This is a genomic window from Roseibium sp., from assembly GCF_965216085.1.
Taxonomy (GTDB): Bacteria; Pseudomonadota; Alphaproteobacteria; order Rhizobiales; family Stappiaceae; genus Roseibium.
Genome location: NZ_OZ244138.1, coordinates 2773663 through 2788820, shown reverse-complemented (window position 1 = coordinate 2788820; position 15158 = coordinate 2773663). Strand labels below are relative to the sequence as shown.

The 15158-nt window shown below is 55.1% G+C and carries 14 protein-coding genes; 6 read left to right on the top strand and 8 right to left on the bottom strand.

What is annotated here, in order from left to right; genetic code table 11:
- Positions 1 to 55: 55 nt before the first annotated feature.
- The 6 genes from ACOOFE_RS13230 to ACOOFE_RS13205 all read left to right on the top strand — a co-directional run bounded on the left by ACOOFE_RS13230 (position 56) and on the right by ACOOFE_RS13205 (position 5366).
- The gene (locus ACOOFE_RS13230; protein ID WP_420415353.1) at positions 56 to 1258 is read left to right on the top strand and encodes a D-alanyl-D-alanine carboxypeptidase family protein; all 1203 of its coding nucleotides are present in this window, start codon (positions 56 to 58) and stop codon (positions 1256 to 1258) included.
- 88 nt (positions 1259 to 1346) lie between these two features.
- Entirely contained in the window at positions 1347 to 2030 is a 684-nt protein-coding gene (tmk, locus tag ACOOFE_RS13225; RefSeq protein WP_420415352.1) for a dTMP kinase, read from the top strand.
- A gap of 2 nt (positions 2031 to 2032) precedes the next feature.
- A complete protein-coding gene (locus ACOOFE_RS13220) occupies positions 2033 to 3103 on the top strand; it encodes a DNA polymerase III subunit delta' (protein ID WP_420415351.1) in 1071 nt (356 codons plus the stop codon).
- Between the two features lie 85 nt (positions 3104 to 3188).
- Positions 3189 to 4001 carry a TatD family hydrolase gene (locus ACOOFE_RS13215; RefSeq protein WP_420415350.1) on the top strand — a complete coding sequence of 271 codons (813 nt, stop codon included), beginning with the start codon at positions 3189 to 3191 and terminating at the stop codon, positions 3999 to 4001.
- The gene (locus ACOOFE_RS13210) at positions 3998 to 4840 is read left to right on the top strand and encodes an MBL fold metallo-hydrolase (RefSeq protein WP_420415349.1); all 843 of its coding nucleotides are present in this window, start codon (positions 3998 to 4000) and stop codon (positions 4838 to 4840) included. The genes ACOOFE_RS13215 and ACOOFE_RS13210 overlap by 4 nt, the downstream gene beginning before the upstream one ends.
- Positions 4830 to 5366 carry a regulatory protein RecX gene (locus ACOOFE_RS13205; RefSeq protein ID WP_420415348.1) on the top strand — a complete coding sequence of 179 codons (537 nt, stop codon included), beginning with the start codon at positions 4830 to 4832 and terminating at the stop codon, positions 5364 to 5366. Before ACOOFE_RS13210 ends, ACOOFE_RS13205 begins: the two co-directional genes overlap by 11 nt.
- Positions 5367 to 5920: 554 nt before the next feature.
- Here ACOOFE_RS13205 and ACOOFE_RS13200 read toward each other — a convergent pair.
- Genes ACOOFE_RS13200 through ACOOFE_RS13165 form a run of 8 tightly spaced genes read right to left on the bottom strand, consistent with a single transcriptional unit; the run spans position 5921 to position 15060 of the window.
- A complete protein-coding gene (locus ACOOFE_RS13200; protein ID WP_420415574.1) occupies positions 5921 to 6355 on the bottom strand; it encodes an SRPBCC family protein in 435 nt (144 codons plus the stop codon).
- Positions 6348 to 7970: a flotillin family protein gene (locus ACOOFE_RS13195; protein ID WP_420415347.1), complete on the bottom strand. Its 1623-nt coding sequence runs from the start codon at positions 7968 to 7970 to the stop codon at positions 6348 to 6350. Before ACOOFE_RS13195 ends, ACOOFE_RS13200 begins: the two co-directional genes overlap by 8 nt.
- Before the next feature lie 11 nt (positions 7971 to 7981).
- Positions 7982 to 8818: a phosphoenolpyruvate hydrolase family protein gene (locus tag ACOOFE_RS13190; RefSeq protein ID WP_420415346.1), complete on the bottom strand. Its 837-nt coding sequence runs from the start codon at positions 8816 to 8818 to the stop codon at positions 7982 to 7984.
- Positions 8805 to 11006: an ABC transporter permease gene (locus ACOOFE_RS13185; protein ID WP_420415345.1), complete on the bottom strand. Its 2202-nt coding sequence runs from the start codon at positions 11004 to 11006 to the stop codon at positions 8805 to 8807. The genes ACOOFE_RS13190 and ACOOFE_RS13185 overlap by 14 nt, the downstream gene beginning before the upstream one ends.
- Positions 10999 to 11784 (bottom strand): ABC transporter ATP-binding protein, encoded by a 786-nt coding sequence (locus ACOOFE_RS13180; protein ID WP_420415344.1) that lies wholly within the window; start codon positions 11782 to 11784, stop codon positions 10999 to 11001. Before ACOOFE_RS13180 ends, ACOOFE_RS13185 begins: the two co-directional genes overlap by 8 nt.
- Positions 11785 to 11792: 8 nt before the next feature.
- The gene (locus tag ACOOFE_RS13175) at positions 11793 to 13037 is read right to left on the bottom strand and encodes an ABC transporter substrate-binding protein (RefSeq protein ID WP_420415343.1); all 1245 of its coding nucleotides are present in this window, start codon (positions 13035 to 13037) and stop codon (positions 11793 to 11795) included.
- The gene (locus ACOOFE_RS13170; protein WP_420415342.1) at positions 13034 to 14059 is read right to left on the bottom strand and encodes a branched-chain amino acid ABC transporter permease; all 1026 of its coding nucleotides are present in this window, start codon (positions 14057 to 14059) and stop codon (positions 13034 to 13036) included. The genes ACOOFE_RS13175 and ACOOFE_RS13170 overlap by 4 nt, the downstream gene beginning before the upstream one ends.
- A complete protein-coding gene (locus tag ACOOFE_RS13165; protein WP_420415341.1) occupies positions 14056 to 15060 on the bottom strand; it encodes a branched-chain amino acid ABC transporter permease in 1005 nt (334 codons plus the stop codon). Before ACOOFE_RS13165 ends, ACOOFE_RS13170 begins: the two co-directional genes overlap by 4 nt.
- Positions 15061 to 15158 lie beyond the last annotated feature (98 nt).

The window sequence follows — 15158 nt, the reverse complement described above, 5'->3', positions numbered from 1 at the left end:
AATCTGAACCGGGTTGCCGCACTTCAGCAACCGGGCAAAGGTACGGCAATCAGGTATGCCCTTCTGGTCAACTTTCAAAATTTGGCAAGTCTCACAGCGCACTGCGGCCATTGCTGGGGCGGTGAGTGCCGGTCTCATGGGCGCAATTTGGAGCACAGGCGCCCACGCTGAAGAACTGACAACAAAAGCGCCGAAAGCATTTCTTTATGAGCCGGGCTCCGGCACGGTTTTATTCGCCAAAGATGCCGATCTCCCGTTTTCTCCGGGCGCGCTGGTCAAGGTCATGACGGCAGCGACAGTTTTCAAGGCGCTTTTCGATGGCGATATGACCTTGGATCAACTGTGCAGAGTGAGCGAACACGCCTGGCGGACCGGCGGGGCGCCATCCGGACGGGGCGCAACCATGTTTGCCGCGATCAAATCTGAAATCGCCGTCGAAGATCTCTTAAAAGGCCTTCTGGTCCACAACGGCAATGACGCTGCCATTATCCTCGCCGAATGCCTGGATGGGTCAGAGGAAGCCTTTGCCGGCCGGATGAACAAACTGGCTGCAGACATTGGTATGGTAAGCAGCCGTTTTGGCAATCCAACCGGCTACGAAGAAGCGGTCAACACCACGACCGTGCGGGACCAGGCTTGGCTCGCCGAATATGTGATCGAAGAGCACGCAGAGCTCTACAAAATGTTCGCAATTCCGGAGTTCACCTGGAACAAGATTTTCCAGCGCAACAAAAACCCGCTTCTTGGAGAAATCCGTAATCTCGATGGCCTTGGCGGTGGCCGGCATTCAACCGATGGGTTTTCCGGATTGGGCTCGATCGACCGGAACGGCCGCCGGATCATCGCCTCTGTCGCCGGTTTAAAATCAGACAAACACCGGTTGGCGACATTGAAGGAGATCTTTGAAGGCGCCTGGGAGTTTTATGCGGTCCAAACAGTGTTTGCCGCCGGAGAGACAGTGATAGATGGCCGTGTATATGGCGGCACCAGCGGGTCTGTTCCCCTTGTCGCTGCCGAAAACATCGATGTGTTTCTACCGCGCGATGGCGCCCTAGAATACCGGCTGCGGGTTGTGTATCAGGGGCCTTTGGTTGCTCCGGTTAAAGAAGGTGTCACGGTCGGCGAACTGCGCGTTGTCGGCAAGGACGGGATCGTCCATCGCGCCCCCTTAAAAACCGGAAACGCCGTGCCCGAAGGCGGATTGGTCGGCAAAGCACTCGACAGCGTGCAAGAATTGCTATTTGGCTGGATTGGATAGCGGTTTCGGTCTATCTGCTCTTTACAATATTTTCAGCGTCCAGGCCGACGACCATAAGCGCTTTACGACCAACAGGAACCGAACCCAGGTGCAAGGACATTTCATCAGCTTTGAAGGCGGCGAGGGGGCCGGCAAATCAACCCAGATCGCGCGGCTGAAAAACTTCTTGGAAAACAAAGGAAAAACAGTCGTTGTGACCCGTGAGCCGGGTGGATCGCCGGGTGCTGAAAAAATCCGGAACATGCTTTTATCTGGAGAAGCCAAAGACCTTGGGCCGCGCGGGGAAGCCATGCTGTTTGCGGCTGCCCGTGCAGATCACGTCGACACGCTGATCAAACCCGCTTTGGAGCGTGGGGATTGGGTGCTTTGTGACCGCTATGCCGATTCTACGCGTGTTTATCAAGGTGAGGGCGGGGTCGATCTCGATTACCTGAAGCTCCTGGAAACGGCTGCTGTCGCCGGCATCCGGCCGGAGCTTACGCTCCTGATCGATGTTCCAGCCGAAGTCGGCATGGCCCGGGTCAAAGAGCGTTCTAAAACGGATGCGAGCGGCGGACCAGACCGGTTTGAAGGCGAAGCTATGCAGGTGCATGAGCGGCGGCGGCAACGGTTTCTGGAATTGGCGGAAGAAGAATCCCACAGGTTTGCGGTGATTGATGGCGCAAAGGATTTGGGAGCAGTGGAAACTGCCATCCGGGACGCTGTTGAGGCTGCGTTCGAACACGTATTGAACGCCGCCAACGGCACGCCACAAGTTTCTGAGGAGGCGTAGGCGTGGCGCGCAAGCCAGAACCTGTTGAGACGCCTGAAGTTGATGCGCTACCCGGCATTCCCTTGCCGCACGAACGCAGCCGGTTGATTGGCCACGGCCAGACAGAACAGGCACTGTTAGGCGCCTACCGGTCCGAGCGCTTGCACCACGCCTGGATCCTTGGCGGTCCAAAAGGCATTGGCAAGGCAACACTTGCCTTCCGGTTTGCCAAATTTGTCCTTGCCCATCCAGACCGGTTCGGCAGCCAAACGGCGATGGCAACGGATCTTAGTATTCCCGAAGATCACCCTGTTGCCCGGCAGATCGCGGCCGGGGGACATCCCAACATCTTACATCTGCGCCGCCCATGGGACGACAAGGGAAAACGCTTCAAGGCGGATCTCCCGGTGGATGAGGTGCGCCGGACGGTCAATTTCTTCGGAACTACGGCGTCCGCCCGGGCCTGGCGGGTCTGTATCGTTGATGCTGCAGATGACATGAATGCCAGTTCTGCCAATGCGTTATTGAAAATACTTGAAGAACCACCTGAACGATGTCTGTTCCTGGTTCTAAGCCATGCGCCAGGCCGGCTTTTGCCAACAATCCGTTCCCGCTGCCGGCGCCTGGACATGACACCGCTTTCCGCAACCGACATCGCAAACGGATTACGGGAACTGTCTCCTGCCGGCCTACCGGATGCTGCAGGATTAAACGAAATTTCAGAAACGGCGGACGGGAGTTTGCGGGCCGCGTTGACGCTTCTGGCCGGAGATGGTCTTGCGATCGCGCAGGGCACGCGCAAGCTTGCAGAAAATGCGTCCCAAATGGATCTGAAAGCGCTCCATACCTTATCGGATCTCGTCGCAGCGCGCGGACAATCCGACAACTGGGAGAGTTTCCAACATGTTGCCGAAAACTGGCTGCACGGTCAGATGCGCCGCTCGCTCACCGCTGGAACAGGGATTGCCTACCGCTATGTTTCCTTGTGGGAGGCGACCCAAAAAGCCATCTCCGACAGTGACGCGCTCAACCTGGATCGAAAACAGGTCGTTCTCGACTTCTTCTTAAACCTAAGGAAGCTCCAACAAGGATAATATGCCGCGACCTGCTGGCCTTATACGGCGCTACGCCTTATGTACGCATGACTGAACAACCACCCAAAATTCAGATCGACCCTTCATGTTAGTAGACAGCCATTGCCATCTCGATTTTCCCGATTTTAACGGCGAACGCGATGATCTCATTGCCCGGGCCAAAGACGCCGGGGTGGAGATGATGGTGACAATTTGCACCCATATCCGCAAATTCGATCAGATCCGTGCCATCACTGAGACGTACCCGGAAGTTTATTGTTCGGTCGGCACCCATCCGCACAATGCAGGCACGGAACGTGGCATACCGGTCGATGAAATCGTCCGGCTGGCTGCCCATCCGAAAGTTGTTGCCATCGGCGAAGCCGGTCTCGACTATTTTTATGACAAGGCGCCGAGGGATGCACAGGCGGAAGGCTTGCGCATTCACATTGAAGCCGCACGTCAAACGGGGCTGCCCCTGGTGATCCATTCGCGCGATGCCGATGACGATATGGCCGCCATATTGCGGGAAGAAATGGGGAAGGGGGCATTCCCGGCCCTGCTCCATTGTTTTTCCTCCGGCAGAGACCTCGCCATGACTGGAATTGAACTCGGGCTATATGTCTCGTTTTCAGGAATCTTGACCTTCAAAAAGTCTGAAGAGCTCCGTGAAATCGCCCGTGAACTGCCAGCCGACCGGCTGCTTGTGGAAACCGATGCGCCTTATTTGGCACCGCAGCCGCGCCGCGGCAAACGCAATGAACCGGCTTATACAGCGATGACGGCAGAGGTTCTGGCCGAGACACGGGGTGTTTCCAAAGAGGACATTGCCCGCCAGACGACAGACAATTTCTTCCGTCTATTCAAGAAAGTACCCAAGCCGCAAACCACCAGTCTCAAGGAGGCTGGCGCAGCATGACAGTTCGATTGACGATTTTGGGCTGTGCGTCCTCCGGTGGCGTTCCGCGCATCGGTAATGACTGGGGACTGTGCGACCCGAACGAACCGAAAAACCGGCGCCGGCGCTGTGCACTGCTTGTGGAAAAGTTTGGGGAAAACGGGTGCACAACAGCGTTGATAGACACTGGTCCCGATCTGCGCGATCAATTGCTCACAGCCGATGTCCAGCGGATGGATGCGGTGCTCTATACCCACGCCCATGCGGATCATCTGCACGGCATTGATGACCTTCGAGCCTTTATGGTGCGCGACCGGCGCCGCATCCCGGTCTATATGGATGCACCGACGTTTGAGAAGGCTATGGCTGCGTTCGGCTATTGTTTCGAAACCCCGCCAGGCTCAAGTTATCCGCCAATCCTGGACCGGCATGTCATGACGGCCGGGGAAAAGGTTGCGATCGACGGCCCGGGTGGATCAATTGAGTTTTTGCCGATCGAGGTGGTTCACGGGGAAATCCCGGCTTTGGGTTTCCGGATTGGCGATGCGGCCTATGTACCTGATGTATCAGACATTTCTCCGGCCAGCTTCAAGGCTTTGCAAGGCCTGGATCTTCTCATTCTGGATTGTTTGCGGCGCAGACCTCATCCGAGCCATTTTAATCTCGACGATGCGCTGGAATGGACTACGGAATTAGCACCGAAGAAGGCTATTTTTACAAATCTACACAATGATTTAGATTATAAAATCTTATCAGAAGAACTGCCGGCGGGCATCGAACCTGCCTATGACGGCCTTCAGATTACCGTAAACGCTGAGCAAGACAAAACCGCCAAGGAAACGGCCGTTCATGCCGGCTGAGCGGCGCTACAAAAAACCAACTGAAGTGCGACTGCTCAGAGCCGCAGTTCATTATCTGGAACGATATGCGTCCACCGAAGCCAATTTGCGGAAAGTTCTGGACCGTAAGATTTACCAAGCTTGTCAGGCTCTAGACCTGGATCCTGGCGATTTCGCAGAGATGCTCGACACCATCGTTGAGAAATGCGTGCGCACCGGCATGGTCAATGACCTGGGTTTCGCCGAAATGAAATTCGCAAGCCTGCGCCGTAAAGGTCAATCCAAAAAGAAGATCGAAGCGCACCTCAGAGCCAAAGGTGTTCCGCCGCAGATCTTGGAGACGGTTCTGGCGGAAGACACATCCGATGAATTGGACGCCGCAGCTCGATACGCAAAACGCCGGCGCTTCGGACCGTTCGCAGACCCGGCCAAACGCGCGGACCGCCGAACAAAAGATCTCGCAGCCATGTGCCGGGCTGGATTTGATTATGAGACCGCACGGCGTGTAATCGATGGTGATGGCGGTGAGTTGACCAACGAGACCTGAGTTCGGTTTGTCAGCTGGCAAAGTGAAGCGGCTTGATACGAAAATCATCCAAACAGCAGAAAACGCCGTGGTTTTTACCGAATGCAATAATGTTCCATAATATTGATTATGCGAATAAGTCGTATGGGTAATCCCATAGAGCACTCACGCTCAGTTTGAATTTCGGTATGCCCCATACCGACAAATCCGGTGTCTTAATAGGATCCGCCCCCAGTACCATTAGGCGTCTACAAAGGCGCATAAATTATGATTCAGATTACCGCCGATAAATAGGAGCCGCCGGCATAGTGGCTTCATAGACTGTTTGAATAACCGAACCAGCGGGTTTCAGGCAGCTAAGATGTCATATTTTGTCGTGTCCCAAAACGCGACCGACGCATCCTGAAGACGCAGCAAAACTCTTCCCACACAATATTGCAGACGTAGGCCTGACTTTTTTGGATTTCCATCAAAGATGTATGAGCGCCGAACCTGCGCTCATTTTGAAGACCGGCTGTCAGTTGCGGCCAGTTTTCCGAATGAGCGTCAGGCGTATTTCGTTTCCCAATAGAAAGTCAGCTAAATCTTTGTTTCAATGTGTCAAAACCGGCTTGAAATACATCGTTGGAAACCATCTCATGTAGTTCGTCTTCTTGACCTTCAGGGCATGTAAATTTGGCCGTCCATGTGGCATAGGTTATACCGCCATCGGTAACCGGAAAGAGTGACATCCCAGCAACATAATTCTGCAATGGAATATCGGCCTCCACGATGGAATACGTGAAACTGTGCTCAAGATCTGATTGAGCAAGCAGTTTTTCACGAATACGGCTGCCATCGGTCAATGTGAAATTGCGGACACAACCGATCTGGTCGGACGGTGCGCCGGTCTCAATCCGGCTGTCGGCAATCAACGGATGCCAAATCGGCATGGCGTTGAAATCGCGGACAGCTTCCCAGACCCGATCAACATCAGCCGGAATAACCGATGAAACAAACACTTCAACCATTGTCATGACCCTTTTGCTGTTGTTTTTCAGCGCCGTTCGCACTGCCATTTCCACCGATGCTCTTGGCCAGGCTCTGAGCATCTTTCGCTGAGCGGAAAACATCCCCCATTTTGGAAACATTGGCGCCATCGACACCGATTTCCTTCATCAGTTCATCAATCATTGGCGCCTGAACACGGTACCGCAAAGCACTGTCGATGACTTCATCCGTTGGCGTACGGCCACCGCCGCCTTCGCCACCGCTCATGTGCACCAATTTGATGCCATCGATCTTTTCAATGGGCTTGACGGTTTCGGCGATCACCGTTTCAAGTTTGGCGATTAACTGGCTCCGCAACCGGCCGGCGCGGGCGTCTTGAGTGAGAATATTCTCAGCTTCGTTGCGCAGACGCTCGGCCTCTGCATGCGCGGCTGAAAGCACCTGTTCTGCATTGGCATCACGGTCGGCCTCGATCCGCGAAACAGCAGCGTTCCGTTCTGCGGCACAAAGGTCTTGTGCCATTGTAACATTCTCGTCTGCCTTTGCCGCCGCGGTGAGTTTCGCTTCCGCTTCTATGCGAACACCAGCTTCCTCGACGGATTTTGAAAGGACTGCAATCGCTTTTTCGATCTTCGTCAATTCTATGAACCGCTCCCGCTCGATCTCAAGCCGCCGCCGCTCCTGTTCGCGGAGGATCCGGCTTTCATCCAGTGCGCGTTCTGAAGCAAGACGGCTCCGTTCTACTTCTTCCTTGGCAGCGATCTCATGCTGATTTGTAGCCTGGGTGCCGGTGATGCGGGCCGCTTCGGCTTCTGCGGACCTTTCCGCTTGTTCGCGGGCTATTTCGGCGCCCTGCTCCGCACGGTGTTTTTCAACGTCGCGTTCCTGTTCCAGGCGGGCAAGTTGGCTTTCTCGTTCGAGGGTCAGCGTTTCTTTTTCTGCCGCCAGATTGGCCTCGCGAATAGCAACAGCAGATTTCTGTTCAATAGAGTTGCGTAGCTGCCGGCGTTCCTCCACGGTGCCGATCAGCTGGGTCAAACCTTCAGCGTCGAAACTGTTGGCTGGATTAAAATGCTCCAAGGCTGTCTGGTCGAGGTTTCTGATCGCGATGCTGGACAGCTCCAGTCCGTTATTTGCAAGAACGGGCGCGATGCGCGCCTGAACAGCGTCGATAAAACCAGCGCGATTTTCATGCAAACCGTTCAAAGTGTGTTCGGCTGCAACAGAGCGCAACGCACCCAGGAATTCGCTTTCATAAAAGGCTGCGAGCAAGTCCGGCTGGTTTGTCAGATCCCCCAGTGACGCCGCCGCCAATGCAGCTGCTTCAGGCGTGGCAGCGACCTGAACAAAAAATTCGGCGTCGACATCAACACGCATACGGTCAGATGTAATAAGCCCCTCCTCTCTTTCAGACTTGAGCGCCATCTTTGACAGACCAAGGCTGACGGGAGTGACCTGGTGCAGGATTGGAAGAACCAACATTCCGGAATCAATCATCACCTTCCGGCCACCAAATCCGGTGCGCACATAAGCGCGGCCGGAGACGCCGCGCAGGTAAAACCAATTCAAAAGGCAAACGATTACAACGATCCCGACGATCAGGCCTATGAGCAGAGTTAAAGCTGTGCTGGGCATAACTGATTTCCTCAAGCAGTGGCGCGGATCGCCTTGAAAGCACGCGTTTGTTCGGTCAGTGCCACTTCGGCTGGCAAGCGTTCCATGGACGAAGCGCCGTAAAATCCGTGGCAATTCATAGTATTATTGAGAATAAACTCCGCATCCTCTGGCATGGCGACCGGGCCGCCATGAACAAGGATAATGACGTCGGGATTTACCGAAAGAGCGGCGTCCGCCCATTCATCCACCATGGCCGGACAATCCGAAAGTTTCAGCGCTGTCTCAGCACCAATGGCCCCGCCGGTCGTTAACCCTAGATGGCAGACGATTAGGTCTGCACCCGCGCGGGCCATGGCGTCGGCGTCCTTCGCTGAAAACACATATGGTGTCGTCAACAATTGCTTGGATTTGGCCCGGGAGATGAGATCGACCTCATTGGCATATGACATACCGGTCTCTTCAAGGTTGGCCCGGAAGGTACCGTCAATAAGACCAACGGTTGGAAAGTTCTGAATGCCGGAGAAGCCGACGCGTTTCACATCGTCCAGATAGGTGTCAAAGTTGCAAAAGGGATCGGTGCCGTTGACGCCGGCAAGCACAGGCGTATGCATGGTAACCGGCAAGACTTCACTCGCCATCTCCATGACAATTTCATTCGCATTGCCATAGGCAAGCAACCCCGACAAAGAGCCCCGCCCTGCCATACGGTAACGACCGGAGTTATAGATCACGATCAGATCGATACCGCCAGCTTCCTCACATTTTGCTGATAGGCCCGTCCCGGCGCCGCCCCCGACGATCGGGATGCCGTCCGCCTTCATCTTCTGGAATTTCGACAGTAACTCGGCGCGTTCAAATCTTGGCATTTGGCGCTGTCCTCCCTTCTGCGATCTCGGCGAAGGCGGCCACAGCGGCCCTTTTAAATTCCGGATCGTTGATGTTGTTATCGATTTCAATGAGTTTGCGGTTCGATGCGGAAACAAATGTTCCCCGGATCGCATCAAACAGAGCTTGACGGGCGGATGCATCGTCAAAGGGCTGCCCGGCAGCATCCAGTGCGGATACACCTTTGAGCGGCAGCAAAAAGCGGACTGGGCCAGTCATCTGATTGAGCCGTTCTGCGATCCAGCGACCCATCTTTCTATTTTCCTCCACAGTCGTGCGCATGAGCGTCACTTGCGGATTGTGTTCGTAGAAAAGACGATCCCTGTATTTGTCAGGTACAGTTCCCCGCCCATGCCAATTGACCATGTCTAGTGCACCGACCGAGCCGACGTAAGGGATCCTGGAACGGATGATTGCGCCAAACCTGTCTTCGGTTGCCGGCATCACGCCGCCCATCATCATGTCGCAGACTTCGGTCGTCGTAATATCAAGTACGCCTGTCAGCATGCCGCTGTCGGCGAGCTTTTCCATCGACTGACCACCGGTCCCGGTCGCGTGGAACACCAGGCACTCGTAAGAATCTTCTAGATCTAAAACGATGCTCTGGACGCACTGAGTGGTTACCCCGAACATTGTTAGGCCGATCGGCGGCTTGGAATTCTCAATTTCGAGGGGACTGGACCGCGCATAGTTGACTGCACCGGCCAGGGCATTGGCACCATTGGCCAGAACCTGCGCCGAGATGCGGTTTATGCCCTGAACATCCGTGACGGAATACATCATCATAATGTCAGATGGACCGACGTATTGCCCGACATCGCCTGAGGCAACGGTAGAGATCATCATTTTGGGCACACCAACAGCCATCGCGCGCATAGCCGGTGTCACCAAAGACGTGCCGCCGGAGCCAGCTGCGGAAATCATCCCCCGTATCCCCTGTGCCGATCTTGCCCAGGCTTCGAAAGCGTCGGCCATCGCAGCAACAGCAGTTCCCCGGTCACCGGTGAATACACCTGCTGCACCGTGCGGGTGAAACGCAGCGACATGATGCGGCGGAATGTCGGCAGAAGACGGTTTTCCTGATGTGGACAGATCCACGGTGCGAACCGGCAAGCGCTGTGCGAGAAGGCGTTCGCGCAGAAAATTTAGTTCCGGAGCCTTGGTGTCAAACGTGCCTGCAACGATGATGACGTCCCCCAAAGATGTTGGTTTAGGGGCAGTTTTGGCGGCTTCAGGTATCTGGCCATTTGAATTTGGAGAATGTTTCACTGGAGCTTCTTGATCCTTCCAAGTGTCAGCTGACCATCGTGGCGGAGGTGTGTAATCGTTAAGAGGGACTGCACGGGCTTCCGGCACGCTGTTGCTTGCTTCTGAAACTGCGGGTGTTTTGCGAGAAGGGCTTTGCTGCCGGGTAATCTGCGACGTTTCGGACGAGCCGTTGTCGCCATCATGTGAATGCCGCCCTACCCCTAACAAGCGCTCCTGCAATTGCCGGTCCGCTGCAAGTTCCGCAGTGCCAAGCACGTGTTTGATTTGGCCGTTGACCATGATTGAAACGTCTTCGGCACATGACGTTGCAACGGCGAGGTTCTGCTCGATTAAAAGGACGGAGACTTCGCGCTCGGCTTCAAGCTGACACAGCAGTTCGACGACCTGATCAACAATCACTGGTGCGAGGCCTTCAGTGGGCTCGTCCATCACCAGAAGACGCGGCCCCGGCAAAAGAGCACGGGCAATCGCCAGCATTTGCTGCTCGCCGCCGGACAACTGTCCACCGCCATTGTTCCGCCGCTCCGCCAGTCTTGGAAACGTTTCGTAGATACGCTCAACAGACCAAGCCGATTTTGCTTTTGCACAGAGCCGGAGATGTTCGTCAACGCTCAAGGATGGCCAGAGCCGCCGTCCTTGCGGCGTATATCCGATGCCCATTGAGGCAATCCGGTTCGGCGCCAGACCGGTTATGTCCCGGCCATCAAAGCGGATCGACCCGGATTGAACGGGTACAAGCCCCATGATTGCGTTGCACAGCGTTGTCTTACCCATGCCGTTGCGGCCAAGGACGGCATGCACCCCCTGATCGAGCGCAATATCAACGCCTTGAAGCGCGTGGGAAGAACCGTAATAGACATTGAGCCCATGAACAGACAGGACCGGACCGGAATCAGCCATGACTGTCTCCCAGATAGAGCGCTTGCACTTCCGGGTCGCTTTCGATTTCCTCAGGCGTTCCTTCCTTGAAGACCCGACCGTTGTGCATCATGGAAACCCTTTCAGTGACCCTCAGTGCCACATCCATATCGTGTTCAATGATCACGTAACCGATATGCGGAGGTAGAGCGGTTAGGATTTCAACCAACTCTGATCTCTCAGTTGGAGATAACCCGGCAGCCGGTTCGTCGAACAATATGAACCGTGGCGCCCCCGCGAGTGCCATGCCGATCTCAAGCTGGCGCTGCTGGCCATAACTGAGTGTGCCAACCCTCGCGTCGAGAACTTCTGCCAAGTGGACCGCCTCGGCGAGGATCTGTGCTGACTCACCGGCTGGGTCTGACGGGCCAGTGCGTTTGAGGGACGCCCTGTTCGGCGCCACGCCCCGGCAGGCGACAAAAAGATTGTCACGCACGCTCATGTTTTCAAACAACAATGAGATCTGATAGGTCCGGCGCAAACCGCGCCGGATCCGTTCTTGAGCGGGAAGACTGGTGACATCTTCTCCAAAAAACCGGATTCGTCCGGTAGTGACCGGAAAATCTCCGGTCACCGCATTGAAGAGTGTCGTTTTCCCTGCCCCGTTTGAGCCCAGAATGGCCCGGCGCTCTCCGGCTCGCACTGCAAGATTGATATCCGCGAGAGCCACCAAAGAACCGAAATGGCGGCTGACTGCCTCCAGCTCCAGAGCGTATTGCCCTGAAGACTGTAGCCGGGAAAGAGCGTCGCTGCGTTCCATACTCGGATTTACTCGCAGGCCGGGTTTTCGCGGCTAACCGGGCCGTGCTTCAAAAAGTCCTCGTAGGAAGCCCCAAGCGTTTGCGTAACTTGCGGGGTAATGCTCAATGTCGCATTTACGAGGTTTCCGTCTGGACCTTCCACAACTTCGGTTAGGAATACATCGGCGATCGCATTGCGCCTCTCATCAAGCCTGACCATGCCTGTCGGCGTTTCAAATGTTAGATTGGACAGCGCTTCCCGGTATTTCACACCGCCATCGGATAAATCGCCGCCGACTTCGTCAAGCGCCAACAATGCCGCCTTTGTATTGATGTAGTAGGCGTGGGCGAACAATGATGGGGACGGGAATCCTTTGGGGTAAGTTTCCTTGTATGTGTTTACGAATGCCGACCAACGCGGATCATCCCAAGTGTCCGAGATCGGACCTGAAGAAGGTGTGCCGATGATGAAGTCCCGGGTTCGGCCTTTGGAACCGAGCACGGTCTGATCCACGGTAATCGATCCAGCAATCAGTGGGAGGTCGCCACCGGCCTGTTCGTATTGGGTCAGGAAGTTAACGGCGTCAGCACCGCCGAGCGCGACAAAAATCGCATCAACATCATCCGGCAAAGCCGCAATTACGGAGCTGTAGTCTTTGTTGCCGATTGGTACGAAAAAGCGCGCTTCTTGAGGTGCCTTTCCCCCGGCGGCGCAAAATGGCTCAAGAAAACCAAAGACCTGAGTGTATGGGAAAGAATAGTCTTCTGCGAGGACAGCTACGGTCCGATAGCCCTTGGTATTGTACACATACTCGCCGAGGCCAGCCATCCACTGTGCGCCTTCCGTATTGAAACGGAAGAAGTTTTCAGCACTTTCGCGAAGAGTGGTGTCCTGAGCACCCGAAGACCCATTGATGAACGTTGCATTCGGCTGGGTCTTGGCGTAGTCGCGAATTGCCAGTCCTTCCGATCCGGACAATGGACCGATAACGATCTTTGCGCCATCTTGTTCCACAATTTTCCGCGTTGTCCGCACAGCACTGTCCGGCGATGCGTCTGTTGATCCGGTTATCAGCTCAATCGACTTCCCGCCTGCCGAGTAATTGAATTCCTTCAGGGCGAGTTCGACGCCGCGCATACTGTCTTCTCCAAGAACAGCAAACGCACCTTCAAGAACGGCAACGGCCCCCATTTTTAAATCCGCTGCCCAGGCACTGCCCGCACTTAAGAACACAGCCATTGATGCGCTGATAAGTAACTTCGACTTCCTCATGATACTTCCTCCCTTTGAATTGAACTTAAACTTCCACTCCGCGGCATCGCGGTTTCGGCCCCTATTCGCTTCCTGAGCTTCCCCCAAAGCCCCAGAATTCCGTCAGGTGAGAACAAGACGACCGCAAGAAATGCGGCGCCAATGACGGTGTTGAACCGCTCGCGGTCGATCAGATCGATGGCGAAACTTTCCAGAAGGACAAAGGCAAGTGCGCCAATGAAGGGTCCGAGCGGATGGCGCAGGCCGCCGACAACCGCAATCACCAGAATGTCGATGGCAACGTCGACGCCAATGGTTCCCGGTGAAATGCGGCCATTCAAAATCACAAGCAGTATGCCGCCAGCCGCAGCCACAATTCCGGCCAGGAAAAAGGCATAAATCCGTACAAAAACCACGGAGTACCCGAGCGCGGCCACCCGGCGGGGATTATCGCGAACGGCTTGCAAGCTGAGGCCGAAAGGCGATCGTGACAAATAAACCGTTGCGCAAAATAATGAGCCCGCGACGGTCAGGCATAGATAATAAAATGGCAACGGCGCGCGCATATCAATGCCGAAGAGCTCGGGCGCTCCAATTCCTGCAAAGCCTGTAAAACCGTTGAAAAGACCATAGTTTTGCCTGGTGAAAAAGAACACCGAGACGGCAACCGCGAGCGTGATCATGATCATATAGATCCCGCTGGTGCGCACAGCAATTAACCCAACCAGCGCGCTGAATACGCCGCCAACGATGAGTGCAATGGGAATAGTCAACCACCAGCCGAACCCTAACCCCATGACATCCTGCGTATTGTTGCCAAGGATTGGAATGGTGTAGGCAGCAAGGCCTGCGGCGGTCAGTTGAGCTAGGCTAACCATGCCTCCATAGCCGGCAAGGATCATCAGCGACAACGAGATCGTTCCTAGGACCAGGCTATAGCCTCCGATCTGCACCAGGAAAAACTCATTGGCCGGAACAGGAAACAGCAGCATAAGAGCAGCAAGACCAAGCCAGGCTGGTGGAATTTGACCAATGCGTGTCATCGTCCCATGATCCCCTGTGGCCGGATTGCAAGAACAGCGATCATGATGATGAAGGTCAGCACGACCCCATAGGTCGGGAAATAGGCTAGTCCAAATTGCTCGGCGAGGCCGATGAGCATGGCACCTATCGCAGCCCCCGTGATCGACCCCATGCCGCCGACGATGACCACGACAAGCGAGGCCAGCAAGTACCGGACGTCCTCACCGGGGGCTATCGAAAGTGCTGTGCCGCCGATGACACCGGCAAGCCCCGCGAGCCCTGCCCCAATAGCGAATACAAAGACAAACACCAGATCAACATTGACCCCGGTAGCCGCGAGCATGCTGCGGTCATCTACACCGGCACGGATCATCATTCCGGTCCGGGTCCGGTTCAAAAACAGCCAAAGCGCTATTCCGATGGCAATCGCAGCCATGAGAACAAACAGCCGGTAAAAAGGGTATTTGATATAGACTTCCTGACCGGAAGAGCGGATCGTGGAAATAATCGGCAGTTCTACGGCCCCGAAGAGGGCTTCTGGCGGCGCAAACTGATAAGTGGTCCCGCCCCAGGCCGCCAGCATTAAATCAGCAGCAATTATCGAGATACCAATCGTTACAAGGGTTTGGCGTAGGTCGTCGCCCTGCATTCGCTGAAACACAGCGACTTGCAACACCGCCCCGAGTACTGCCAATACCGCGAAAGCCGCAACGGCTCCCATAATCCAATTGCCGGTATATTCAGCAACCTCATAGCCGAGATAGCCTCCGAGCAAGTACATCGACCCATGAGCGAGATTGACGTTCCGCATCAATCCGAAAATGAGCGTAAATCCACTGGCGACGAGAAAATAAAGTCCGGCGAGGGTTAGCCCGTTGAAAAGTGTATTGACGAAGGTTTTTTTGGGCCCGAGGACATCTTTGACCCACTCAGGCCAAACTGCCAGCACGAGCCACACCAGTACACAACCAGACAAAATGGCGAAGGACACACGCCAGGGATTTTCGCGCCAAAGTGTCATGACGCGCCTGCAAACAAGCAGTGGTGAATACAAAACTGCAAGACGATCATCCTCCCAAACGGTCGTTCTGTTTGGTTAGAGTGACACCTGCCCTCTCG

What these genes read in the sequence shown, in the direction of transcription:
- ACOOFE_RS13190 (WP_420415346.1), bottom strand. Translation starts at nt 8,818, where the DNA reads ATGCCAAGATTTGAACGCGCCGAGTTACTGTCGAAATTCCAGAAGATG.
- ACOOFE_RS13170 (WP_420415342.1), bottom strand. Translation starts at nt 14,059, where the DNA reads ATGACACGCATTGGTCAAATTCCACCAGCCTGGCTTGGTCTTGCTGCT.
- ACOOFE_RS13205 (WP_420415348.1), top strand. Translation starts at nt 4,830, where the DNA reads ATGCCGGCTGAGCGGCGCTACAAAAAACCAACTGAAGTGCGACTGCTC.
- ACOOFE_RS13185 (WP_420415345.1), bottom strand. Translation starts at nt 11,006, where the DNA reads ATGGCTGATTCCGGTCCGGTCCTGTCTGTTCATGGGCTCAATGTCTAT.
- ACOOFE_RS13215 (WP_420415350.1), top strand. Translation starts at nt 3,189, where the DNA reads ATGTTAGTAGACAGCCATTGCCATCTCGATTTTCCCGATTTTAACGGC.
- ACOOFE_RS13230 (WP_420415353.1), top strand. Translation starts at nt 56, where the DNA reads ATGCCCTTCTGGTCAACTTTCAAAATTTGGCAAGTCTCACAGCGCACT.
- ACOOFE_RS13175 (WP_420415343.1), bottom strand. Translation starts at nt 13,037, where the DNA reads ATGAGGAAGTCGAAGTTACTTATCAGCGCATCAATGGCTGTGTTCTTA.
- ACOOFE_RS13210 (WP_420415349.1), top strand. Translation starts at nt 3,998, where the DNA reads ATGACAGTTCGATTGACGATTTTGGGCTGTGCGTCCTCCGGTGGCGTT.
- ACOOFE_RS13165 (WP_420415341.1), bottom strand. Translation starts at nt 15,060, where the DNA reads ATGACACTTTGGCGCGAAAATCCCTGGCGTGTGTCCTTCGCCATTTTG.
- ACOOFE_RS13200 (WP_420415574.1), bottom strand. Translation starts at nt 6,355, where the DNA reads ATGGTTGAAGTGTTTGTTTCATCGGTTATTCCGGCTGATGTTGATCGG.
- ACOOFE_RS13180 (WP_420415344.1), bottom strand. Translation starts at nt 11,784, where the DNA reads ATGGAACGCAGCGACGCTCTTTCCCGGCTACAGTCTTCAGGGCAATAC.
- ACOOFE_RS13195 (WP_420415347.1), bottom strand. Translation starts at nt 7,970, where the DNA reads ATGCCCAGCACAGCTTTAACTCTGCTCATAGGCCTGATCGTCGGGATC.